18 protein-coding genes and 1 pseudogene are annotated in these 21,362 nt (G+C 69.6%); 6 read left to right on the top strand and 13 right to left on the bottom strand.

The window, feature by feature from the left end:
- Window positions 1–11: 11 nt before the first annotated feature.
- Window positions 12–596, top strand: coding sequence for a DUF4383 domain-containing protein (locus I2W78_RS28075; protein WP_196463033.1), 585 nt, complete (start codon window positions 12–14; stop codon window positions 594–596).
- 9 nt (window positions 597–605) lie between these two features.
- Window positions 606–818, top strand: coding sequence for an FmdB family zinc ribbon protein (locus I2W78_RS28070; protein WP_196463032.1), 213 nt, complete (start codon window positions 606–608; stop codon window positions 816–818).
- Between the two features lie 65 nt (window positions 819–883).
- Here the strand turns inward: I2W78_RS28070 and I2W78_RS28065 are convergent, their stop codons facing one another.
- Together I2W78_RS28065 and I2W78_RS28060 are read right to left on the bottom strand one after the other, a co-directional pair.
- Window positions 884–1,528, bottom strand: a complete 645-nt coding sequence (locus I2W78_RS28065) for a response regulator transcription factor (protein WP_196463031.1) — start codon at window positions 1,526–1,528, stop codon at window positions 884–886.
- Window positions 1,519–2,613 carry a sensor histidine kinase gene (locus tag I2W78_RS28060; RefSeq protein WP_230885611.1) on the bottom strand — a complete coding sequence of 365 codons (1,095 nt, stop codon included), beginning with the start codon at window positions 2,611–2,613 and terminating at the stop codon, window positions 1,519–1,521. Before I2W78_RS28060 ends, I2W78_RS28065 begins: the two co-directional genes overlap by 10 nt.
- Window positions 2,614–2,790: 177 nt before the next feature.
- Here I2W78_RS28060 and I2W78_RS28055 point away from each other — a divergent pair, with 177 nt between their 5' ends.
- A complete protein-coding gene (locus I2W78_RS28055) occupies window positions 2,791–3,585 on the top strand; it encodes a DedA family protein (RefSeq protein ID WP_196463029.1) in 795 nt (264 codons plus the stop codon).
- 434 nt (window positions 3,586–4,019) lie between these two features.
- Here the strand turns inward: I2W78_RS28055 and I2W78_RS28050 are convergent, their stop codons facing one another.
- The 3 genes from I2W78_RS28050 to I2W78_RS28040 form a co-directional block, all read right to left on the bottom strand.
- Window positions 4,020–4,832: an HAD family hydrolase gene (locus I2W78_RS28050; protein WP_196463028.1), complete on the bottom strand. Its 813-nt coding sequence runs from the start codon at window positions 4,830–4,832 to the stop codon at window positions 4,020–4,022.
- Entirely contained in the window at window positions 4,832–7,744 is a 2,913-nt protein-coding gene (locus I2W78_RS28045) for a phosphoribosyltransferase (protein ID WP_196463027.1), read from the bottom strand. The genes I2W78_RS28050 and I2W78_RS28045 overlap by 1 nt, the downstream gene beginning before the upstream one ends.
- Before the next feature lie 84 nt (window positions 7,745–7,828).
- Window positions 7,829–8,998, bottom strand: coding sequence for an HpcH/HpaI aldolase/citrate lyase family protein (locus I2W78_RS28040; protein WP_196463026.1), 1,170 nt, complete (start codon window positions 8,996–8,998; stop codon window positions 7,829–7,831).
- A gap of 210 nt (window positions 8,999–9,208) precedes the next feature.
- Here I2W78_RS28040 and I2W78_RS28035 point away from each other — a divergent pair, with 210 nt between their 5' ends.
- Window positions 9,209–10,102 (top strand): TerD family protein, encoded by an 894-nt coding sequence (locus tag I2W78_RS28035; RefSeq protein ID WP_196463025.1) that lies wholly within the window; start codon window positions 9,209–9,211, stop codon window positions 10,100–10,102.
- Between the two features lie 472 nt (window positions 10,103–10,574).
- Here the strand turns inward: I2W78_RS28035 and I2W78_RS28030 are convergent, their stop codons facing one another.
- From I2W78_RS28030 to I2W78_RS28005, 6 genes are all read right to left on the bottom strand, one after another.
- On the bottom strand, window positions 10,575–11,312 hold the full coding sequence (locus tag I2W78_RS28030) for a TerD family protein (RefSeq protein WP_196463024.1): 738 nt from the start codon (window positions 11,310–11,312) through the stop codon (window positions 10,575–10,577).
- A gap of 145 nt (window positions 11,313–11,457) precedes the next feature.
- Window positions 11,458–12,594, bottom strand: coding sequence for a DUF475 domain-containing protein (locus I2W78_RS28025; protein WP_196463023.1), 1,137 nt, complete (start codon window positions 12,592–12,594; stop codon window positions 11,458–11,460).
- A gap of 150 nt (window positions 12,595–12,744) precedes the next feature.
- Window positions 12,745–13,320 carry a TerD family protein gene (locus I2W78_RS28020; RefSeq protein ID WP_196463022.1) on the bottom strand — a complete coding sequence of 192 codons (576 nt, stop codon included), beginning with the start codon at window positions 13,318–13,320 and terminating at the stop codon, window positions 12,745–12,747.
- Between the two features lie 101 nt (window positions 13,321–13,421).
- Window positions 13,422–13,997 carry a TerD family protein gene (locus tag I2W78_RS28015; RefSeq protein WP_196463021.1) on the bottom strand — a complete coding sequence of 192 codons (576 nt, stop codon included), beginning with the start codon at window positions 13,995–13,997 and terminating at the stop codon, window positions 13,422–13,424.
- A gap of 112 nt (window positions 13,998–14,109) precedes the next feature.
- Entirely contained in the window at window positions 14,110–14,568 is a 459-nt protein-coding gene (locus I2W78_RS28010) for a peroxiredoxin (protein ID WP_196463020.1), read from the bottom strand.
- A 112-nt stretch (window positions 14,569–14,680) separates the two neighbouring features.
- On the bottom strand, window positions 14,681–15,118 hold the full coding sequence (locus I2W78_RS28005; protein ID WP_167529716.1) for a DUF3052 domain-containing protein: 438 nt from the start codon (window positions 15,116–15,118) through the stop codon (window positions 14,681–14,683).
- A 398-nt stretch (window positions 15,119–15,516) separates the two neighbouring features.
- Here I2W78_RS28005 and aceE point away from each other — a divergent pair, with 398 nt between their 5' ends.
- Together aceE and I2W78_RS27995 are read left to right on the top strand one after the other, a co-directional pair.
- A complete protein-coding gene (gene aceE, locus I2W78_RS28000) occupies window positions 15,517–18,264 on the top strand; it encodes a pyruvate dehydrogenase (acetyl-transferring), homodimeric type (RefSeq protein ID WP_196463019.1) in 2,748 nt (915 codons plus the stop codon).
- Between the two features lie 107 nt (window positions 18,265–18,371).
- Complete coding sequence (locus I2W78_RS27995) at window positions 18,372–19,124, top strand: potassium channel family protein (RefSeq protein ID WP_196463018.1); 753 nt, start codon at window positions 18,372–18,374, stop codon at window positions 19,122–19,124.
- A gap of 111 nt (window positions 19,125–19,235) precedes the next feature.
- Here I2W78_RS27995 and I2W78_RS40770 read toward each other — a convergent pair.
- Together I2W78_RS40770 and I2W78_RS27990 are read right to left on the bottom strand one after the other, a co-directional pair.
- Window positions 19,236–19,373: pseudogene (locus tag I2W78_RS40770) on the bottom strand (small hydrophobic protein); the annotation flags it as partial.
- A 323-nt stretch (window positions 19,374–19,696) separates the two neighbouring features.
- The gene (locus I2W78_RS27990; RefSeq protein WP_196463017.1) at window positions 19,697–21,316 is read right to left on the bottom strand and encodes an MFS transporter; all 1,620 of its coding nucleotides are present in this window, start codon (window positions 21,314–21,316) and stop codon (window positions 19,697–19,699) included.
- Window positions 21,317–21,362: the final 46 nt, after the last annotated feature.

Here is a 21,362-nt window from a genome sequence, read left to right as displayed (position 1 = left end):
AGGGAGGCGACATGGCCACACACGCAGCGCACGGGGAAGAACGGCGGCGGATCCAGTTCGACAAGCACCTGCCTGTCGACCACCGCCTGAACCAGGTCTACCGCTTCGGCGCCGGACTGATGGGTCTGGTGCTGATCGCCTTCGGCATCCTCGGTCTGATCGGCGAGGTCGGCTTCTTCGACACCCGCGGTGACCAGGTCATGGGCCTGAACACCAACGGTGCCCTGAGCATCCTGTCGATCTGCATGGGACTGTTGCTCTTCGTGGGCATGGTGATCGGCGGCAACTTCGCCTCGACGCTCAACATGGTGGTCGGCATCGCCTTCATCCTCAGTGGTTTCGTGAACCTGGGGCTCTTGGAGACGGACTACAACTTCCTGGCCTTCCGCATCCAGAACGTGCTGTTCAGCTTCGTTTTCGGTGTGGTCCTGATGTTCTTCGGGATGTACGGGAGGGTCGGCTCGGCCCTGCCCCACGACAACCCCTACTGGCGGGCCCGCCACCCCGACCTGGTCGAACCGGAGTCTCGGGAGCAGGGCCGTGGGCCCGCCGTGGCGCGCGACCGTTCCCTGCCGCCGCCGGGGGACGCCCGTTAACCTGTGGGCATGCCTCGCTACGAGTACCGCTGCCGGACCTGCGGCGACACCTTCGAACTGAGCCGCCCCATGGCCGAGTCCTCCGCCCCGGCCACCTGCCCCACGGGCCACGACGACACGGTGAAGCTCCTGTCGACCGTCGCGGTGGGCGGCTCGGCCACGGCCCCGACACCGAGCGCGGGCGGTGGCGGTGGGTGCTGTGGCGGGGGTTGCTGCGGCTGACGCCCGACGGCCGAGTTGCCGCGGCTGGCTGCACCCGCCAGGGGCGCTGCGGATGACCGCCTGCCTCACGTCCCCAGGTAGCGCAGCACCGCCAGCACTCTGCGCGAGTATCCCTCCCCTCCCGTCAGCTCCAGCTTGTCGAAGATCGAGTTGATGTGTTTCTCGACGCCGCTGCGGGAGATGTGCAGGCGCTCGGCGATCGCCGCGTTGGTGTGCCCCTGCGCCATCTCGGCCAGCACGTCCCGCTCCCGGGCGGTGAGCCGGCCCAGGAGGTCGGTGTGCTTGCTGCGGCCCAGCAACTGCCGCACGACCTCGGGGTCGAACGCCGCGCGCCCCTGCGCCACCCGCTCCAAGGCGTCGAGGAACTCGTCGACTTGGACCACGCGGTCCTTCAGCAGATACCCCACCCCTTCCGACGCGCCCGTCAGCAACTCGGTCGCGTACCGCTTCTCCACGTACTGCGACAGCACCAGCACCCCGACCCCCGGCCAGCGCTCCCGGATCTCCAGCGCCGCGCGCAGCCCCTCGTCACTGTGCGTGGGCGGCATCCGGACATCGGCCACGACCACGTCGGGCTGCTCCTCCTCCACGGCCCTGAGCAGCAGCTCGGCGTTGCCGACCGCGGCCGGCACCTCGTGCCCCTCCTCGGTGAGCAGCCGTACCAGGCCTTCTCTCAGCAGGGTCGAGTCCTCCGCCAGGATCACCCGCATGGCAGCTCCGCGGTGACGTACGTCGGGCCGCCCGGCGGGCTGATCACATTCAGCAGGCCGTCGAGGGCGGCGACGCGCCGCGCCAGCCCGAACAAGCCGCTGCCCTTCGGGTCCGCCCCGCCGCAGCCGTCGTCCTCGACACACACGTACAAGAAACCGTCCTCCGTTCCCACTCTCACGGTTATCCGGCTCGGCGCCGCGTGCTTGACCGCGTTGGTGACGGCCTCGCAGACGACGAAGTAGGCCACGGTCGCGGCCGCCGTGTCCGGCTCCTCGTCCAGATCGCACTCCACTCGCACCGGCACGGACGACCGCTCGGCGACCGTCTCCAGCGCCGCGCGCAGCCCCGCCTCGTCCAGCGCGGTCGGATAGATACGCCAGGCGACGTCCCGTAGCTCGCCGAGCGCCTGCCGGCTCTCGTCGTGGGCCTGGCGCAGCAACCGGTCCATGTGCTCGGCGTCTGTGCTGCGCAGGGCCCGGCCGAGCAGCATGCCGAGGGCGACCAGGCGCTGTTGGACGCCGTCGTGCAGGTCGCGCTCGATGCGGCGCCGTTCGTCGTGCACGGCGTCGAGCACCGCCGCGCGGCTCTCGGCCAGCTCGACGATGCGCCGCTCCAGCTCGTCCTGATGGCGCGGCCCGAGGATGCGCTGCGCCAACTGCCGCTCCAGCTCGGCGACTCCGAATATCCCCTGCACCGCCAGAAAGAGCAGGAAGAGCCCGCCGAGCGTGCCGAGGGCCACCGACCCTGGATGGGTGACGTCGACCAGCAGCCAGCCGTACGCCCAGAAGGTGCCGTAGGCGACGCCGAGCACGACCGACAGCATCACGATCGCGCCCAGGGCGCCGAGGGCCCAGCGCACCGAGACGTATCTGAGAGCGCGGGCGTCCTCGTAGGCGGTTGCGACGGGATGGCCGAGCCAGATTCTGATCCTGGCCCGCTCCAGCTCCGCAAGTCTTCGCGCGCCTGCGAACACCGGCCTGAGCACGGCACGTCGGCCGCGCGGCCAGGCCAGGACGGGCAGCAGGGCCAGTCCGGACACCGCGGCGAAGGGCAGCTCGACGGCGGCCGTGGCGGCTCCCGTCATGAGTCCGACCCCGCACCGCGTTCCACGTCGTGCCACATTTCGCATGATCGCCACGCTAGCCCGGCGGCGAGGCGGCGCACACTGCGGAAAACCGCAATTCCGGGCTGCGGTTGACCGCGCGGGATCGTGTGGTCTTCCTCAGGGTTTCTTCAGCTTCGGTTTTCTAGCGTGATCGTCATGACATCCATCGCAGCGCAGACGGCACCACAGTGGATCAACGAACTCATGGACACCCTGGGCGCACCGGGCGCCGGGCTCGCGGTAGCACTGGAGAACCTGTTCCCGCCGCTGCCCAGCGAGGTGATCCTGCCGCTGGCCGGGTTCGCCTCCAGCACGGGACGTATGAATCTGTACGCCGCGCTGATCTGGACGACGGCCGGCTCGGTGGTCGGCGCGCTCGCGCTGTACGGCGCGGGGGCGATGCTCGGCCGTGACCGCACGCTGGCGATAGCGGCGCGGCTGCCGCTGGTGAAGGTCGCGGATATAGAGAGGACAGAGGCCTGGTTCGCCCGGCACGGGACGAAGGCCGTGTTCTTCGGACGGATGATCCCCATCTTCCGCAGCCTGATCTCGGTCCCGGCCGGGGTCGAGCGCATGCGCCTGCCGGTGTTCCTCGGCCTGACGGCACTGGGCAGCGCGATCTGGAACACCGCGTTCGTCCTCGCCGGCTACGCCCTGGGCGAGAAGTGGACCGAGGTGACGGACCTGGTCTCCACGTACTCGAAGGTCGTCCTCGCCGCGTCCGCGGTGGCGGTCGTGGCCTTCATCGGCATACGCCTACTGCGCCCGGGCGGCGGCGCGAGGCGGCGAGGTCGACGCGGCGGTGCGCCGGGGGCGGCTTCGGCGAGGGATGCGGACGTGGACAGAGGAACTGGCGGGATAACAGGGACGGAGAGAAGCGCAGGCGGAGATACGAGCGCAGGCACCGACACGGCCGACCCCGCCCCGCCCCTGGCGGCGCCACATCCGTAACGGCACCGCGTGGCCGACGGCCCGGTCCCAGCGGCGCCCTGACACCGGCGGCCCACCATCCATAGCGGGCGCCCGGGGAGTGCGAGCGCCAGCGCGGCCGACCCCGCCCCGCCCCTGGCGGCGCCACATCCGTAACGGGACCGCGTGGCCGGCGGCCCGGTCCCAGCGGCGCCCTGACACCGGCGGCCCACCATCCATAGCGGCCGCCCGGGGAGTGCGAGCGCCAGCGCGGCCGACACCGCCCCGCCCCTGGCGGCGCCACATCCGTAACGGCACCGCGTGGCCGGCGGCCCCGTTCCCGGCAGCGCCGTGACACCAGCGGCGCCCTGTGCCTAGCCGCCAGCTCCTCGCCGGCGGCGCCCCGTGCTAGCGGTCGGCTCCGTCGGCGGCGGCGCCCGTCCCTGGCGTCGCCCGGCGCCGGGTGCGCCGTATCCCTACGGGCGATCCCCCGACGCTCGCAGGAACTCGCGGAGGATGCGTTCGCCCGCCAGTACGCCGCGTTCGGGGAGGGAGGTGATGTCGGGGGCGGTCCAGTCGCTGTCGGCCAGTTCGCCGTGGCTCGGGCGCCAGCCCCTGTCCGCGGCGAGCAAGAGGTCGGCGTCGAGGAGGGAGTCGCCCGCGGCGAGGGTGAGGTCGGCTCCGGTACGGCGGGCGACCTCGTGCACGGCGGCGCTCTTGGTGAGCGGCTTCGGCACGGCGTAGATCTTGCGGCCCTGGAGGGAGACCGTCCAGCCGCGGTTCTCCGCCCACACCCCCAGCTCCTTCACCCACTCCTCGGGCAGCAGTTCGCGCTCGACGACAAGGTAGGCGAAGAGGTCGTCGGCGATCCGGTGCTTGCGCACCCAGACCGGGTCAGCGGCTCTCAGCAGGTGCTCCTGCACCTCGGCCAGCGACGCGCACTCGTCGGCCAGCCGTGCCGTGACGCTCGCGTGCCAGTCGGGGTCGGAGACCCCGTCCACCAGCAGGTGCCCGCCGTTGGCGCAGATCGCGTACTTCGGCATGGGGCCAGGGAGATTGATGCGGAGGTACTGCTTGCGGGTGCGGGTCGTGGTCGGCACGAAGACCGCGGCGTCGGCGAGGTCGGTGAGCAGCCCCGCCGCCGTCTCGGTCATGTACGACAGCGGCTTGCTCTCGTGCACCTCGACACACAGCAGCCGGGGCGCTCGCGCGTCCGGCATGGTCAGCGACAACGCGGCGGAGGAGTAGATGAGCGTACGGTCCAGGTCACTCGCCACCAGCACCGGCATCAGACGGCCACCGCCTTTCCGTCGGCGCCCGTCGCGCCGCGTGTGTACTTCGGATGGATCAACCCCACGCAGGTGTAGGGGAGTTCGGCGATCTCCTCGACCGGGACGCCGCGCTGCTCGGCAAGCAGCCGGACGTGGTCGAGGTCGGGGCCCGCCCCGGCCCTGGCGAGGATCTTCCAGGGCACGCGGCGCAGTAGCACGCGGGTGGTCTCACCGACGCCGGGCTTGACGAGGTTCACGTCGTGGATGCCGTACTCCTCGCTGATGCGCTCGACGGCGGCCCAGCCCTCCCAAGTGGGGCTGCGGTCGGCGGACAGCAGTTCCTTGGTGGTGGCGTCCACCGCGTCGGTGACCTCGTCGAAGCGGGCGGAGATGGCGTCGAGGAAGGCGGTGGAGACGTCGGCGCCGGCGAGTTCGCGGTAGAACTTCGCGCCGTGGTAGTCGTGCGGGCCGACCAGGTCGGCGCGCAGCACGGTGCGGGATATGAGGCCGGACACCGTGGAGTTGAGGCAGGCGGAGGGGATGAGGAAGTCTTCGCGGGTGCCGTAGGTGCGGACGCATGAGCCGGGGTCGGCGAGTACGGCGATCTCGGGGTCGAAGCCGGTGACGCCTTCGGCGTCCTCGAACTCGCGCAGAGCGGCGGCCAGTTCGCGGGTGATGGCGCCCTTGCCGGTCCAGCCGTCGACGAAGACGACGTCGCGCGGGTCGTGCCGGTCGGCCAGCCAGCGCAGCGCGTTGGCGTCGATGCCACGGCCGCGGACGATGGACACGGCGTAGTGCGGCAGGTCGGCGCCGTGCCGGTGCTGGGCCCAGCGGCGCATCAGGACACCGACGGGGGTGCCGGCGCGGGCGAGGGAGACGAGGACGGGGCGGGGCGATCGCTCGGCCAGGACGGTTTCGGTCACGACGCCGACGGCGTGGGCGATGCGGGCCGCCGAGGTCTCCAGGGCGGCGTGGAAGAGCGCCTGGTACTGCTCGCTGGGCTGGTACTCGACGGGCAGCGACTCGGCGTAGTGCGCGCCGCCGCTCTGGATCGCCTCCTCGCGCTCCTCGGTGGGCGCCTCCAGGGTCACGTCCGACAGGTCCTGGAGCAGCCAGCCGACCTCTTCGGGCGCGTAGCTGGAAAAGGCGGGGCCGCGAAGGGGCTCGGGCAGCATGGCGGGCCTTTCGGGGGCGGGCGAGGCCGCGGGGACGTATGACGGGACGACCACGAGCAGGACGTGCGGGGTGTGCTGCGCGAGCTGGGCGAGGAGGCCGTCGGGAGCGTGCAGGGCGCGGGTGTCGGCGGTGGAGTCGACGACGGCGACCACGGCGTCGAAGGCGCCGCCGGCGACGTTGTAGGCGTAGCGCTCGCCGGGGCCGTCGGCGGGGTTGTCGTGGGCCGGGAAGACGAGGCGGGTGCGGATGGCGTAGCCGGGGTCGTCGACGGCGAGGACGGGAGAACGGGTGGTTGTGGAGAAGCGGATGTCAGCGGGAGCGACGAGCTGCTCCAGTTCGCGGGCGAGGCGCAGTGGGGCGTACATCAGCTCCTCGAAGCCGAGGACCAGCACGCGCCGGGCCCCGGCCGGCAGGGATTCGGCGAGACGGGCGCCCATGGCGGGCAGGGCGGTCTCCAGGCGTCGGCGATGAGCGGGGGTGAAGCCATGCCGACCGCCGTCGGGAACACCGACCGGCCAGCGCAGATCGACCCGCGTGACACTCCCGCGCCCGGCCACGACCGGCCCGCCCTGATGGACGTCACGCCCGGCCACGACCAGCCCAACCTGATCGGCCTCGCGCCCGGCCACGACCGGACCAACCTGATGGACGTCACGCCCGGCCACGACCAGCCCAACCTGATCGGCCTCGCGCCCGGCCACGACCGGACCAACCTGATGGACGTCACGCCCGGCCACGACCAGCCCAACCTGATCGGCCTCGCGCCCGGCCACGACCGGACCAACCTGATGGACGTCACGCCCGGCCACGACCAGCCCAACCTGATCGGCCTCGCGCCCGGCCACGACCGGCCCAACCTGATGGAGCTGTCCGATCTCGCGCTCAGCCCCGGCCACACCCACACGACCTGGAGCACAACACCCGCGACGGGCCGCAGCCGCACTCCGTTCATGCTCGGCGACCAGGGCCTGCCCCTTCTCCAGGACTCCGTCCGGCAGCCGTACGGTCCCTCGCGCCGCCGTGACCAGGTCGATGTGGGTGCCGATCTCGGTGGCGAAGTCGGTCAGGCGGTTCTGGTCGGCGGTGGAGCGCATGTCGACCAGGGCGACCACGACGTACCGGTCGCGGGGGTAGCGCTCGTGGAGGGCGCGGATGGTGTTGAGGATCGTGTTGCCGGTGGAGAACTCGTCATCGACCAGTACGAGCGGGCCCTCCCCGGAGAGGAGGTTCGGGTCCTCGGGGAGGAGGAGGTGGGACGTGGCGTGGGAGTGGGACTCCTCGAAGCCGCCGGCCCTGGCGACGCCGGGTACGGGGCGGCGGGTGGAGTGGAGGTAGGGGGCGTGGCCGAGGCCGTCGGCGACGGCGTGGCCGAGGCCGGTGGCCGTCTCGGCGTAGCCGACGACGACGGCGGAACGCGCCCCGGCGGTGCCCAGCAGCTCCCGCACCCTGCGCCCGAGGGCGAAGCCGGAGCCGTACACGACGGACGGGGACTGCGGGACGTGCTTGCCGAGCACGTTCGACACGAGGAGGTGGGCCCGCTTGGGGTTGCGCCGCAGGGCGAGTCCGAGCAGGTCGGTGAGGGTGTCGTCGCCCACGAGTTCGACCCCGAGCCGGTCGGCGACCCAGCTCCCGGACCAGATCCCGTCGCCCCGATGCAACCCGTCGCCCCGATGCGACCCGTCGGCCCGATGCGACCCATCGCCCCGATGCGACCCGTCGACCCGGTTGGCTCCGTCGTTCACTGCCTTGTCCATGCGTTCCTTGTGTTCAGCCGTGGTGTTCAGCCGCGGTGTTCAGCCGTGCTCAGCGGTCTACAAAAGGGTCCTCGGCCCCGGCCCTCAGCCGGGAATCCCCGCGGCGAGCAGCTCCACGAACCCGATGTCCTCGTTGGCGACGCCGAAGACCTCGGCGCGCAGCAGGGTCCGCTCGGCCCAGGCGCGGTGTGGCTTCACCTCGTTCATCTTGTTCGTGTAGGCCGACCTCAGTACTCCGCCGCCCAGCCGTTCCGGCCGCAGGATGTCCTGGGCGTCGCTGAACTCCTCGTGACTGACGACCGACAGCGCGTGCACCGGCAGGACGTGCGAGGGATGGATGCAGGTCTTGCCGAGCAGACCGTTGGCCTGATCCAGCGTAATCTCCCGCAGCAGCCCGTCCATGGCGTGCTCGATCAGGGCCTCACGGAGCTCCTCGGCCTGACCCTCCAGGAAGGGGCTGCGCCGCAGCTGGGGCTTGAACATACGTTCCTGCACCCGGAAGTACTCCCACACCGGCCCGGTCACCGTGAACCCGGTGCCGTCGGCCCGCCCCAGCATGTTCACCACGTCGGCGATCACGGAGGCGACGATCTGCACGTCGTACGCGGTCATGTCGGGGGCTCTCCGCAGGCCGTACGAGGAGCAGAAGTCGGTCACGCCGAGGCGGAGCGCGAGGACACGGTCGCGGTACTTGTCGACGGCCCGGAAGATGCCCTCCAGGGTCTCGACCCTGGACTCCCGGTACAGCAGCTCGGGGGACTCCAGGACCGGCATGGCGAACAGTCGCCGTCCGCCGGCCGCCTCGGCGACGGTGAGGGCCTCCAGGAAGGGGATGCCCCGCTCCTCGGTGAACTTCGGCAGTACGAAACCGGACAGCAGCCGGACGGCGGGGCCGAGGCGGCGGACCAGGTCGGGGATCTGCTCGGGCGTGCGGACGCGGATGAACAGCAGGGGGAGGTCGGCACCGGAGGCGCGCTCGGCGAGGTCGGCGAACTGGCGTACGAGGTTCTCCTCGCCTGCCGGGACGTCCCCGTCGTCGATCGAGTCCTCCAGGCACAGCACCATCGAGACCACACCGCGGCCGGTCTGCTTGACGATGTCGTCGGCGAGCTGCGGCCTGATGGCCGGGCTGTACAGGGTGGCGCCCAGGGCCGCGGAGAGCAGCCGGGCCGGGGAGTCGGCGGTGAACTCGCACGGCTCCCGATGGAAGAGGCGCTGCCGCACCTCAGGGCCGATGTGCCCGAAATGACGCATATGGCTTCCCCGTGGTGCTTGAGCGGCCTGAATACCGGCTGAAGGTGGCCGGTAATAGTACGTAGAAGTCCATGTCATGGGTTCCCGCCGGGCATGAATTTCAAGTAACGCAGGGACGGGCAGCGCTCTCTCGGCGGCGCTGCGGGGGCGGCCCGGGACCTGCCGACCCCCGCGTTGTCGTGAGCAGGACCGAGAGGGCAGGATGACCGCATGACGCACGCGATGTTGAAGGGGTCGAACGTCCCGCTCGAAGCCACGACGGTGCGCGCCGTGCTGCGCTGGACGTCCGGGCAGGGGGTCCCGGATGTCGACGCCTCTGCGCTGCTCCTCGGCCCCGACGGTCGTGTGCGCTCCGACGAGGACTTCGTCTTCTACAACCAGCCCCGGCACCCCTCCGGGAAGGTGTGGCGGCTCGGCAAGAAACGGGTTGCCGAGGGCCTGACCGACACGATCCAGACAGATCTGTCCGGTGTCGAGTCCGACGTCAGCCAGATTCTTCTGGTCGCTTCGGCGGATGGGGTGGCGTTCGATCGCGTACGGTCACTGCGCATTCTGCTGTACGACGCGGCGGCGCCCGAGGGGGAGCCGCTGGCCTACTTCGACGTCAGGCCGGAGACCGGGCAGGAGACGGCGCTGATCTGCGGGGAGCTGTACCGGCGTGGGGAGGGCTGGAAGTTCCGGGCGCTCGGAGAGGGGTATTCGAACGGGCTGAAGGGGCTGGCGACCGACTTCGGGATCTCCGTGGACGAGTCGGAGGCCGCACTGGAGGAGTCGGCGACCGGCGCCGACGGTACGTCCGCCGCTGTTCAGACGGGGCCCGAGGTGTCGCGGCCACTGCCGCCCGAGCAGCCGACGGCGGTGGTGCCGCAGCAGACCGCGCAGCCGGCGTACGGCTATCCCCCGCAGCAGCAACAGCCGGCGGCGACGCAACCGGCGTACGGCTACCCGCATCCGACCAGCCAGCCCGCCTACGGCTACCCGCAGCCGGCTCCGGCGACCGCCGCCCAGTCCGGGTACGGCTACCCGCCGCCGGTCCCGGTGCCCACGGCCCCGGATCCCGACTTCCGGCTACCGCCGCAGGGGCCGCAGTTCATCGGCCGCTGAACGCTCCGCTGGGGGTGCCGCGCTGGGTCGTCCGTCGACTGCGGCGCCGTCGTGACTGGTCGCGCCCACGCGGCGGAGCCGCACATCGATATAGCCCCGCGCCCCTTTTGGGCGTTGCCGCACCGCAGCGTGCTCGGCCCCCGTCAGCTGCAACTGCCGCGACGTGCCGTCTGCCGTCCGCGGCGCCGTCGTGGCTGGTCGCGCCCGCCCGGCGGAGCCGCACATCGATACAGCCCCGCGCCCCTCTTGGGCGTTGCCGCACCGCAGCGTGCTCGGCCCCCGTCAGCTGCAACTGCCGCGTCGTGCCGTCTGCCGTCCGCGGCGCCGTCGTGGCTGGTCGCGCCCGCCCGGCGGAGCCACACATCGATACAGCCCCGCGCCCCTCTTGGGCGTTGCACCGCAGCGTGCTCGGCCCCCGGTCAGCTGCAACTGCCGCGCCCCTTTGCGGCGCTGCCGCACCGCGTCTTCCGCCTCACCGCTGCGACTTGATCTTGTGCCCTCTCCCCCACTGCAACCCCCACCCGTACAACCGGTCCAGCTCCGCCTGGAAGCCGTAGACGAACTTCACCTCGCGTCGCACCCACACCTCGTTCTTGACGTTCTCGATCATCACGACCGCGCAGGAGCGGGCCTGGGGGTGGCGTTCGTCGAGACCGATCTCGATGCGGGGGCCGTTGCTGGGGTAGAGCGTGACGATCGCGTGGGTACGGTCGAAGGCGGGGGTCTGGTCGTAGATGTAGACGAAGACCAGTAGACGCTTTATCGCCTCACGATGGTCGAGGTTGACGTAGACCGTCTCACCGGACGCCGAGCCGAACCGGTCGTCGCCGCTGAGCTTGACGTACGGCGGTGCGTTGACGTCACCGAAGTAGCCGCCGAGCGGCTGTACGACGCCCTTGGTGCCGTCCTGGAGCTCGTACAGGCAGCCGAGGTCGAGGTCGACGTTGACCATGCTCTGGCTGTGGCCCATGACCTCCGGCGGTTTGAGGGCCTTGAAGGGGTGCCGCAGCAGACTCTCCCGCTGCGGCCCGCCGATGTCGGAGCTGCGCATCCGCCAGGTCAGGTTGATGCGCAGATGCCCGGTCGCCGCCCCCTGCTTGGTGAGCGACACCTGGCTGTGCCGCTTGGTCAGCTCGATCGCGTTGCTGGCCGCGCTGCCCGAGTCGAACTCGGCCGCGCGCCCACGCCAGAGCCCGTCAAACAAGCCCATTCCCGCCCCCCAGACTCCCCACTCACCGTGCCGTGCGGCCCGACGAGACCGACCAAGACCGACCAAGACCGACGGGGCGGCCCCGAGGACATCACGTCGTCCTCGACGGCCGCCCCGCACAGAGCGTTCCTCACCCGGACGGGTGTCACACCCCGGACGAGACCTCAGTCTTGTCGTCCGAGCCCGCTTTTCCCTCGGCGGCCGCCAGCGCGCGGTTGCGGCGGATGGAGGACCAGAAGGACGCGGCAATCAGGACGACGCCGATCAGACCCGTGATGATCTCGGAGATCTCGTACTGGATGGTGATCAGCAGGATCACCGCGAGCGCACCGATGGCGTAGTGCGCGCCGTGCTCCAGGTAGACGTACTCGTCGAGGGTGCCCTGGCGGACGAGGTAGACGGTGAGCGACCGGACGTACATGGCGCCGATACCGAGACCGAGGGCCATCATCACGATGTCGTTGGTGATGGCGAACGCACCGATCACACCGTCGAAGGAGAAGGAGGCGTCCAGGACCTCGAGGTAGAGGAACATGAAGAACGCGGCCTTGCCGGCCAGCAGCATGACCGGCTTGCCGGTGCGCTTGGCCTCTTCCTCCTGCTCGTGCTCGCGCTCCTCCTCTTCTTCCAGCTTGTCCTCGAAGAAGCCGGAGAGACCACCGACGATCATGTATGTGATGAGGCCGGCGACACCGGAGAGCAGAACCGTCTCTGCCTTGTTGGCGGGCCCGGCGTGCAGGTGCGCGTGGGTCGCGAAGGTCATCGCCGTGATCAGCAGGACGATCAGGGCGATGCAGACCGACAGCATGTCGATCTTGCCGAGCTTGGCCAGCGGGCGCTCCAGCCACCCCAGCCACTTGATCTCCCGGTCCTCGAAAATGAAGTCCAGGAAGATCATCAGCAGGAACATGCCGCCGAAGGCCGCGATCGCCGGGTGGGCGTCGGTGACGAGTTCCTGATAACGCTCCTTGTCGGTCAGGGCGAGGTCGACGGCCTCGATCGGACCGAGCTGCGCACTGACGGCAACGATGACGACGGGGAAGATCAACCGCATACCGAAGACGGCGATCAGAATGCCGATGGTGAGGAAGATGCGCTGCCAGAAGGCGTTCATCTTCTTCAGGATTCCGGCATTGACCACTGCGTTGTCGAAGGACAGCGAGATCTCGAGGATGGAGAGGATCGCCACGATGCCGAAGGCGGTCCACCCCCCGTAGAAGACCGCCGCGACTAGGCCGAGCGCGGTGACCGCGAACGACCAGCCGAAGGTTTTCAGAACCACTGGCTACCCAATCCTCTGTGTACGGGGCTCCCCCGCGACACGCTCGGCTTTACGAAACTTTTGAAGCCGAAGTCTAGTCGGCCGCCCCCGGCGCCCCACGCGGCCCCGGCTTTTGCTCATATCGCGCCACCGGACGTTGGCGCCATCGCGCTATGAGACGTTGACGCCGAAGTCCAGGGCGATGCCCCGCAGACCCGACGCATACCCCTGTCCCACCGCCCGGAACTTCCATTCTCCCTGGTAGCGGTAAACCTCGCCGAAGATCATGGCGGTCTCCGTGGAGGCGTCCTCGCTGAGGTCGTATCGGGCGAGTTCCTGGCCGTCGGCCTGGTTCACCACGCGGATGAAGGCGTTGCTGACCTGGCCGAAGGTCTGGCCGCGCTCGTCGGCCATGTGGATCGAGACCGGGAAGACGATCTTGTCGCACTGGGCGGGCACCTTGGAGAGGTCGATCAGGACCGACTCGTCGTCGCCGTCGCCCTCACCGGTGAGGTTGTCGCCGGTGTGCTCCACCGAGCCGTCCGGGCTCTTGAGCTGGTTGTAGAAGATGAACCACTCGTCGCCGAGCACCCGTCCGCTGCTGCACACCAGGGCGCTGGCGTCGAGGTCGAACGGGGCTCCGGTGGTGGAGCGCGCGTCCCAGCCGAGCCCGATCATCACCTGCGTGAGGTTCGGCGCGGCCTTGGACAGGGAGACGTTGCCCCCCTTGGCGAGCGTGACGCCCATGATGCTGATCCTCCCCTGGGTGCTGCCTGATGTGGTTGTCCTGCGCGTCCGGCGCCGCACGCAAACGTGCGGCGCCGGACGGGCGGAGCGAAAAGGACGGCTCAGACGTTGACGCCGAAGTCCTGCGCGATGCCGCGCAGGCCCGAGGCGTACCCCTGACCGATGGCGCGGAACTTCCACTCCGCGCCGTGCCGGTACAGCTCGCCGAAGACCATCGCGGTCTCGGTCGAGGCGTCCTCGGAGAGGTCGTACCGGGCGATCTCGGCACCGCCGGCCTGGTTGACGACGCGGATGAAGGCGTTGCGGACCTGGCCGAAGGACTGCTGGCGGTTCTCGGCGTCGTAGATCGAGACCGGGAAGGTGATCTTCTCGATCTCGGCCGGGACGGCGGCGAGGTTGACCTTGATCTGCTCGTCGTCGCCCTCGCCCTCACCGGTGAGGTTGTCGCCGGTGTGCTCCACCGAGCCGTCCGGGCTCTTGAGGTTGTTGAAGAAGATGAAGTGCTGGTCGTTGGAGACCTTGCCGGTGTTGTTCAGCAGCAGTGCGCTCGCGTCGAGGTCGAAGTCCGTGCCGGTCGTGGTGCGCACGTCCCACCCCAGACCGACGATGACCGCGGTCAGGCCCGGGGCCTCCTTGGTCAGCGATACGTTGCCGCCCTTGCTGAGGCTGACTCCCACGAGTCCTCCATTGGTGTCCAGGGGCGGGTGCCCCGTCGTGCGTTGGTATCGGATCAAACGAGTCGATCCTAGTGACGGGTTCCCGGCTGTTGCAGGCCTTGGGACCGAACAATCACAGGGTGTCGAGTGCCTCGACGTACTCGTTCAGATCACGGGCGTCCGGCAGGCCGTTGACGACGGTCCAGCGGACCACGCCCTCCTTGTCGATGACGAAGGTGCCACGCACCGCGCAGCCCTTGTCCTCGTCGAAGACGCCGTACGCGCGGCTGACCTCGCCGTGCGGCCAGAAGTCGCTGAGCAGCGGGTACTCCAGGCCCTCCTGCTCGGCGAAGACGCGCAGGGTGTGGATGGAGTCGTTGGAGACGGCGAGCACCTGGGTGTCGCGGCCCTCGAACTTCGGCAGGTTGTCCCGGACCTCGCACAGCTCGCCGGTGCACACGCCGGTGAAGGCGAAGGGGTAGAAGAGCAGCACGACGTTCTTCTCGCCGCGGAAGTCCGAGAGCTTCACGGCCCGGCCGTGGTTGTCCTTCAGCTCGAAGTCGGGTGCCTTGTCGCCGACCTGGATCGCCATCGTCGTCCCTTCGGTGGGGCTGTTCGGGTGGACACCACCCTACGCAGCGGGCACCGACGACCGGCGGACGGGCCGACCTCGGTGGTCGGCCCGTCCCACATTCAACGATCGGTTACCGCTTGGACTTGGCGGCCTTCGGCGTCGCCAGACGGCTGCCGCTCCAGTCCTTGCCGACGCTGACGCTCTTGGACGCGGTCAGCCCGGCCGTCGTCGCGGCTTCCGAGATGTCGCTCGGTTCCACGTATCCCGACCGGCCCGTCTTCGGCGTGAGGAGCAGGATCGCGCCGCCTTCCTCGATGTACGTGGTGGCATCCACCAGCGCATCCGTCAGGTCGCCGTCGTCATCACGGAACCACAGCACAACGGCGTCGGCCACGTCGTCGTAGTCCTCGTCCATGAGGTCGCCCTCGATGGCTTCCTCAATGGCCTCGCGGAGCTCCTGGTCGACGTCGTCGTCGTAGCCGATCTCCTGGACCACCTGCCCGGGCTGGAACCCCAGCCTGGCGGCAGGGTTCGTCCGCTCCTCCGCGTGGTCCGCGGTCGCGCTCACGGGTTGCCTCCTGATCATGTCTTTGGGTATGTCTCAGCCACGCGCGTGCGCGAAGCATTGGCCGTAGTCCACACGGGCGGGGCGGATCGCGCAAGTACCCGGCGATTCAGACCGCCGAAACGGTGACGATCCCGGCCGTGTCGCCGCAACTCCAGGCATGCCGTCGAGACCGATGGTGACGTACACCACACCTATCTGCCCCGTATGTACGTTTGGGAATCATCCGTGGGTACGAGTATCGAATGCCTCTGCGCCAAGCGCCCACGAAGCGCCTTCGTTACCTCTCGGTAGAGGTGACGTTTGGGGCCCCGAGGTACACGATGGGGAACGGTGCAGGCAGACGGTGCAGGCATACCGAAAACCCTCGATAATCGGCCCTCTGACAGGTAAGGAACAGCGTGGCTTCCGGATCCGATCGCAATCCGATCATCATTGGCGGCCTTCCGAGTCAGGTTCCTGACTTCGATCCCGAGGAGACCCAGGAGTGGCTCGACTCCCTGGACGCCGCCATCGACGCGCGTGGCCGTGAGCGGGCCCGCTATCTGATGCTGCGCCTGATCGAGCGGGCCCGCGAGAAGCGCGTGGCCGTGCCCGAGATGCGCAGCACGGACTACGTCAACACCATCCCCACCAAGAACGAGCCGTTCTTCCCGGGCAACGAGGAGATCGAGCGCAAGATCCTCAACGCCACCCGCTGGAACGCGGCCGTGATGGTCTCCCGGGCCCAGCGCCCCGGCATCGGCGTCGGCGGCCACATCGCCACGTTCGCCTCCTCGGCCTCCCTCTACGACGTCGGCTTCAACCACTTCTTCCGCGGCAAGGACGAGGGCGACGGCGGCGACCAGGTCTTCTTCCAGGGGCACGCCTCGCCGGGCATCTACGCGCGCGCGTACCTGCTCGACCGCCTCTCCGAGCAGCACCTGGACGGCTTCCGCCAGGAGAAGTCCAAGGCGCCGTACGGCCTGTCCAGCTACCCGCACCCGCGGCTGATGCCGCAGTTCTGGGAGTTCCCGACCGTGTCGATGGGCCTCGGCCCGATCGGCGCGATCTACCAGGCGCGGATGAACCGCTACATGCACGCGCGCGGGATCGCGGACACCTCGAAGTCACACGTGTGGGCGTTCCTCGGCGACGGCGAGATGGACGAGCCGGAGTCGCTCGGCCAGCTGACCATCGCCGCCCGTGAGGGCCTGGACAACCTCACCTTCGTGGTCAACTGCAACCTCCAGCGCCTGGACGGCCCGGTGCGCGGCAACGGCAAGGTGATCCAGGAGCTGGAGTCGGTCTTCCGGGGCGCCGGCTGGAACGTGATCAAGCTGATCTGGGACCGCACCTGGGACCCGCTGCTCGCGCAGGACCGGGACGGTGTGCTGGTCAACAAGATGAACACCACGCCGGACGGCCAGTTCCAGACGTACGCGACCGAGACCGGCGCCTACATCCGCGACCACTTCTTCGGCGACGACCACCGGCTGCGCGCGATGGTCGAGCACATGACCGACCACCAGATCCTGATGCTGGGCCGCGGCGGTCACGACCACCGGAAGATCTTCGCGGCGTACCAGGCGGCCGTCGAGCACAAGGGCCAGCCGACGGTGATCCTGGCCAAGACGATCAAGGGCTGGACGCTCGGCCCGAACTTCGAGGGCCGCAACGCCACGCACCAGATGAAGAAGCTGACGGTCGACGACCTCAAGCGCTTCCGGGACCGGCTGCACCTGCCGATCTCCGACCGGGACCTGGAGTCCGGCCCGCCGCCGTACTACCACCCGGGCCGGGACTCGGAGGAGCTCCAGTACATGCACGACCGCCGCAAGGGACTCGGCGGTTACGTCCCCACCCGCGTCGTCCGCTCCCAGCCGCTCGCGCTGCCGGACGACAAGGCGTACGCGACCGTGAAGAAGGGCACGGGCCAGCAGTCCATCGCAACGACCATGGCCTTTGTCCGGCTGCTCAAGGACCTCATGCGGGACAAGGAGATCGGCAAGCGGTTCGTGCTGATCGCGCCGGACGAGTACCGCACGTTCGGCATGGACTCGTTCTTCCCGAGCGCGAAGATCTACAACCCGCTGGGGCAGCAGTACGAGGCTGTCGACCGGGACCTGCTGCTCGCGTACAAGGAGTCGCCGACCGGGCAGATGCTGCACGACGGCATCTCCGAGGCCGGCTGCACGGCCTCGCTGATCGCGGCGGGCTCGGCCTACGCCACGCACGGCGAGCCGCTGATCCCGGTGTACGTCTTCTACTCGATGTTCGGTTTCCAGCGCACCGGCGACCAGTTCTGGCAGATGTCCGATCAGTTGGCGCGTGGATTCGTGCTGGGTGCGACGGCGGGGCGTACGACCCTGACCGGCGAGGGCCTGCAGCACGCGGACGGGCACTCGCAGTTGCTCGCCTCGACGAACCCGGGCTGTGTGGCGTACGACCCGGCGTACGCGTACGAGATCGCGCACATCGTGCAGGACGGGCTGCGGCGGATGTACGGCGGCAGCGAGGAGCACCCGCACGGCGAGGACGTCTTCTACTACCTCACCGTCTACAACGAGCCGATCCGGCACCCGGCCGAGCCGGAGAACGTGGACGTCGAGGGCATCCTCAAGGGCGTCTACCGGCTCAGCGAGGGCACGTCGGGGTCGATTCCGGCGCAGATCATGGCGTCGGGTGTGGCGGTGCCGTGGGCGGTGGAGGCGCAGCGGATCCTCGCCGAGGAGTGGAACGTACGGGCCGACGTGTGGTCGGCGACCTCCTGGAACGAGCTGCGGCGGGATGCCGTGGCCTGCGAGGAGCACAACCTGCTGCATCCGGAGGAGGAGCAGCGGGTGCCGTACGTCACGCGGAAGCTGAGCGGCGCGGAGGGGCCGTTCGTGGCCGTTTCCGACTGGATGCGGTCGGTTCCGGACCAGATCGCTCGGTGGGTGCCGGGGACGTACCAGTCGCTGGGGGCGGACGGGTTCGGCTTCGCGGACACCCGTGGGGCGGCTCGTCGCTTCTTCCACATCGACGCCGAGTCGATCGTGTTGGCGGTGCTGGCCGAGTTGGCGAAGGAGGGGAAGGTGGATCGGTCGGTGCTGAAGCAGGCGATCGACCGGTACCAGCTCCTCGATGTCGCGGCGGCGGATCCCGGGGTCGCGGGCGGCGACGCGTAAGGGCAGGCGTACGCCGGTTGATTCGACCCGTTTCGGTTGCTTCGGCCGGTTTCAAGGGCGGTGGGGCCCGGGCCTCGCCGCCCTTGGGCGTTCCTTACGATGCGGGCATGAAGGAGCAATCGGCGCAGGTGCGGTGGGAGCGGCGTACCCAACGGCCGCTGCTGGTGCTGGCCGTGGTGTTCGCCGTCGCGTATGCGGTGCCGATAGTGGACAGTTCGGCGGGGCGGACTCTGACGGCTGCTTGTCTGGTCGTGGAGTGGGTGGTGTGGGGGGCGTTCGCCGCCGACTACGGGGTGCGGCTGTGGCTGGCGCCGGACCGGCGGGGTTTCGTACGGCGGAACTGGCTGGACCTGTGCGCGGTGGTGCTGCCGTTGCTGCAGCCGTTGCGGTTGCTGCGGCTGGTGTCGACTCTGCTGCTGGCGGGGCGGCGGGCGCGGATGGCCTCGCAGATACGGCTGACGACGTATGTGGCCGGCGCGGTGGTGGGGCTGCTGATGTTCGGATCGCTGGCCGTGCTGTCGGTGGAGCGGGACGCGCCCGGCGGGAACATCCGGACGCTGGGTGACGCCGTGTGGTGGTCGTTCACGACGATGACGACCGTGGGGTACGGGGATCACGCGCCGACGACCGGGGTGGGGCGGTTGCTGGCGGTGGGGTTGATGCTGTCGGGGATCGCGTTGCTCGGTGTCGTGACCGCGAACATCGCCGCGTGGTTCATATCGCGGTTCGAGATGGATGACGCGGAGGAACGGCGGCAGACGGAGGCCATCGCGGCACTGACGGAGGAGGTACGGGCGTTGCGGGCGCAGGTGGCCGCACTGTCGGTGCCCGGGCCGTCGGCGGAGGAACAGCGGCATTAAAGGTGCGGCACCCGCCGGCGCGGTCGCCCACCCGTGCCGCCCCAGCGGCACGACTGCCCGCAGCTACGTGACTACGTGACCGACGTGAGTGGGGCCCCCGGCGTTGTACCGGAGGCCCCTTTCAGAGAAACCGGCGATCGCACAGATGGCGCCGATGATCCCGAGTTGCGCGCGATCCGGCCCGGTCCGTGACCACGTCCGGCCACGTGAGCGGGGGTACCTGCGCGTTCCTTGTCCGAAGCCCGCCATCAGCTCATCAACTCCCTGAACCTCGCGGCTCGTTCGGGTCGATGTGGCGAGTACCCCCGCTGCGCGTTCCATGCCTGACCGTCTGTCCGGTCTGTCGGCGCGCCGCCCCCCTCCGGCAGCGCGCCGCAGCCCGGGCCGCCCTCGTTGTCGTACGAACGTGCCACCGGAACATGTCGTACGGAGGGCTTGACCCACTGTGACCTGCGGCGCGTGCCGGGTGTGAGGGGTCTTCAGGACTGTCACCCTGATAGGTGAGTTCCCGTCAGGTGTGCGTCGTGGATGTGTGTCCTGGACGCGTCCTGAACGCGTCCAGGACGTGCCTGCTAGATGTGCGCCGCTCCCGCGCCCGCCTCCGCGTTCTCGCCGCGCTTCGTCAGGAAGGCGACCAGCACCGCCACCACCGCGACCCCGGCCGCGACCAGCGACGCCAGGCTCATGCCGGAGATGAAGGTGTCGTGGGCGACGTCCGTGATCTTCGCGGCGACGGCGTCCGGGGTGCCCGGCGCCAGCGGTGCCACGCCGACCTGGACCGCCTCGGAGGCCTGGGCCTCCTGGGCCGGGGTCAGCGCCGGAAGTCCGGCGTCCACCCAGTTGCCGGCGAGGTCGCTGTCGACCTTGGAGGCCATCACGGCGCCCAGGACGGCCGTACCGAGGCTGCCGCCGATCTGCATCGCGGCCTGCTGGAGACCGCCGGCCACGCCGGACAGCTCCATGGGCGCGTTGCCGACGATGACCTCGGTGGCGCCGACCATGACCGGCGCGAGGCCGAGGCCGAGCAGGGCGAACCAGAGCGACATGACGCCGCTGCCGGTGTCCGTCCCAAGCGTGGACATGCCGTACATGGCGATCGCGGTGAACGCCATGCCGCCCGCCAGCGGGACGCGCGGGCCGAACTTGGTGATCATCGCGCCCGCGAGCGGGGAGCCGACGATCATCATGCCGGTGAGTGGCAGCAGGTGCAGGCCGGCGTCGATCGGGCTCATGCCGTGGACGTTCTGCAGATAGAACGTCACGAAGAACAGGCCGCCCATGAACGCGATGGCCATCAGGACCATCAGCACGACACCCGCGGACAGCGGGATCGAGCGGAAGAGCGCGAGCGGGATGAGCGGCTCCTTGACCTTCGTCTCCCAGAAGGCGAAGAGCACGAAGCCGACCACCGAGGCGGCTATGAACGCCCATGTCTTGCCGTCGGCCCAGCCCCACTCGGGGGCCTTGATGAGCGCCCAGACCAGGCAGAACATCGCCGCCGACAGCAGGGCTATGCCCAGGATGTCGAAGGAGCGCGGGGCGTTCTCGGCGCGGTGGTCCAGCAGGATCCAGGCGCCGAGGACGACGGCGAGGATGCCGACCGGCACGTTGATGAAGAACACCGACTGCCAGTTGACGTGCTCGACGAGGACGCCGCCGAGGATCGGGCCGCCGGCGGTCGAGGCGCCGATGACCATGCCCCAGATGCCGATGGCCATGTTGAGCTTCTCGGCGGGGAAGGTCGCCCGCAGCAGGCCGAGCGCGGCCGGCATCAGCAGCGCGCCGAACAGACCCTGGAAGACGCGGAAGACGACGACCGCGGCAATGCTGCTGGACAGACCGATGGCACCGGAGGCGGCGGCGAAGCCGACCACGCCGATCAGGAAGGTCTGGCGGTGCCCGAACCGGTCGCCGAGCTTGCCGGCGGTGATGAGGGAGACCGCGAGAGCGAGGAAGTATCCGTTGGTGATCCACTGGACCTCGGCGAAGCTGGCGCTCAGGTCCTTCTGGATGGCCGGGTTGGCGATGGCCACGATGGTGCCGTCCAGGGCCACCATCATGACGCCCACGGCGACGGTGATGAGGGTGAGCCAGGGATGGCCGCGCAGGCCCTTGACCGGCGCCGGGCCAGACGGGGCGGCTGGTGCCTTGTCCCCCGGCCCCGTCTTGTCGATGGTGGTCTGACTAGTCATACGTTCGAGGCTAATGACAGCCGCTGACAGTTGACAAACCAATTCA

Source organism: Streptomyces spinoverrucosus, from assembly GCF_015712165.1.
GTDB classification, from domain to species: Bacteria; Actinomycetota; Actinomycetes; order Streptomycetales; family Streptomycetaceae; genus Streptomyces; species Streptomyces spinoverrucosus_A.
This window is presented reverse-complemented; position numbering and strand designations above follow the sequence as displayed.

Coding starts and splice junctions, on each gene's coding strand:
- I2W78_RS28045 (WP_196463027.1), bottom strand. CDS start 7,744: ATGGACAAGGCAGTGAACGACGGAGCCAACCGGGTCGACGGGTCGCAT.
- I2W78_RS28060 (WP_230885611.1), bottom strand. CDS start 2,613: ATGACGGGAGCCGCCACGGCCGCCGTCGAGCTGCCCTTCGCCGCGGTG.
- I2W78_RS28040 (WP_196463026.1), bottom strand. CDS start 8,998: ATGCGTCATTTCGGGCACATCGGCCCTGAGGTGCGGCAGCGCCTCTTC.
- I2W78_RS28075 (WP_196463033.1), top strand. CDS start 12: ATGGCCACACACGCAGCGCACGGGGAAGAACGGCGGCGGATCCAGTTC.
- I2W78_RS28050 (WP_196463028.1), bottom strand. CDS start 4,832: ATGCCGGTGCTGGTGGCGAGTGACCTGGACCGTACGCTCATCTACTCC.
- I2W78_RS28035 (WP_196463025.1), top strand. CDS start 9,209: ATGACGCACGCGATGTTGAAGGGGTCGAACGTCCCGCTCGAAGCCACG.
- I2W78_RS28065 (WP_196463031.1), bottom strand. CDS start 1,528: ATGCGGGTGATCCTGGCGGAGGACTCGACCCTGCTGAGAGAAGGCCTG.
- I2W78_RS28030 (WP_196463024.1), bottom strand. CDS start 11,312: ATGGGCTTGTTTGACGGGCTCTGGCGTGGGCGCGCGGCCGAGTTCGAC.
- I2W78_RS28055 (WP_196463029.1), top strand. CDS start 2,791: ATGACATCCATCGCAGCGCAGACGGCACCACAGTGGATCAACGAACTC.
- I2W78_RS28010 (WP_196463020.1), bottom strand. CDS start 14,568: ATGGCGATCCAGGTCGGCGACAAGGCACCCGACTTCGAGCTGAAGGAC.
- I2W78_RS28020 (WP_196463022.1), bottom strand. CDS start 13,320: ATGGGCGTCACGCTCGCCAAGGGGGGCAACGTCTCCCTGTCCAAGGCC.
- I2W78_RS27995 (WP_196463018.1), top strand. CDS start 18,372: ATGAAGGAGCAATCGGCGCAGGTGCGGTGGGAGCGGCGTACCCAACGG.
- I2W78_RS27990 (WP_196463017.1), bottom strand. CDS start 21,316: ATGACTAGTCAGACCACCATCGACAAGACGGGGCCGGGGGACAAGGCA.
- I2W78_RS28070 (WP_196463032.1), top strand. CDS start 606: ATGCCTCGCTACGAGTACCGCTGCCGGACCTGCGGCGACACCTTCGAA.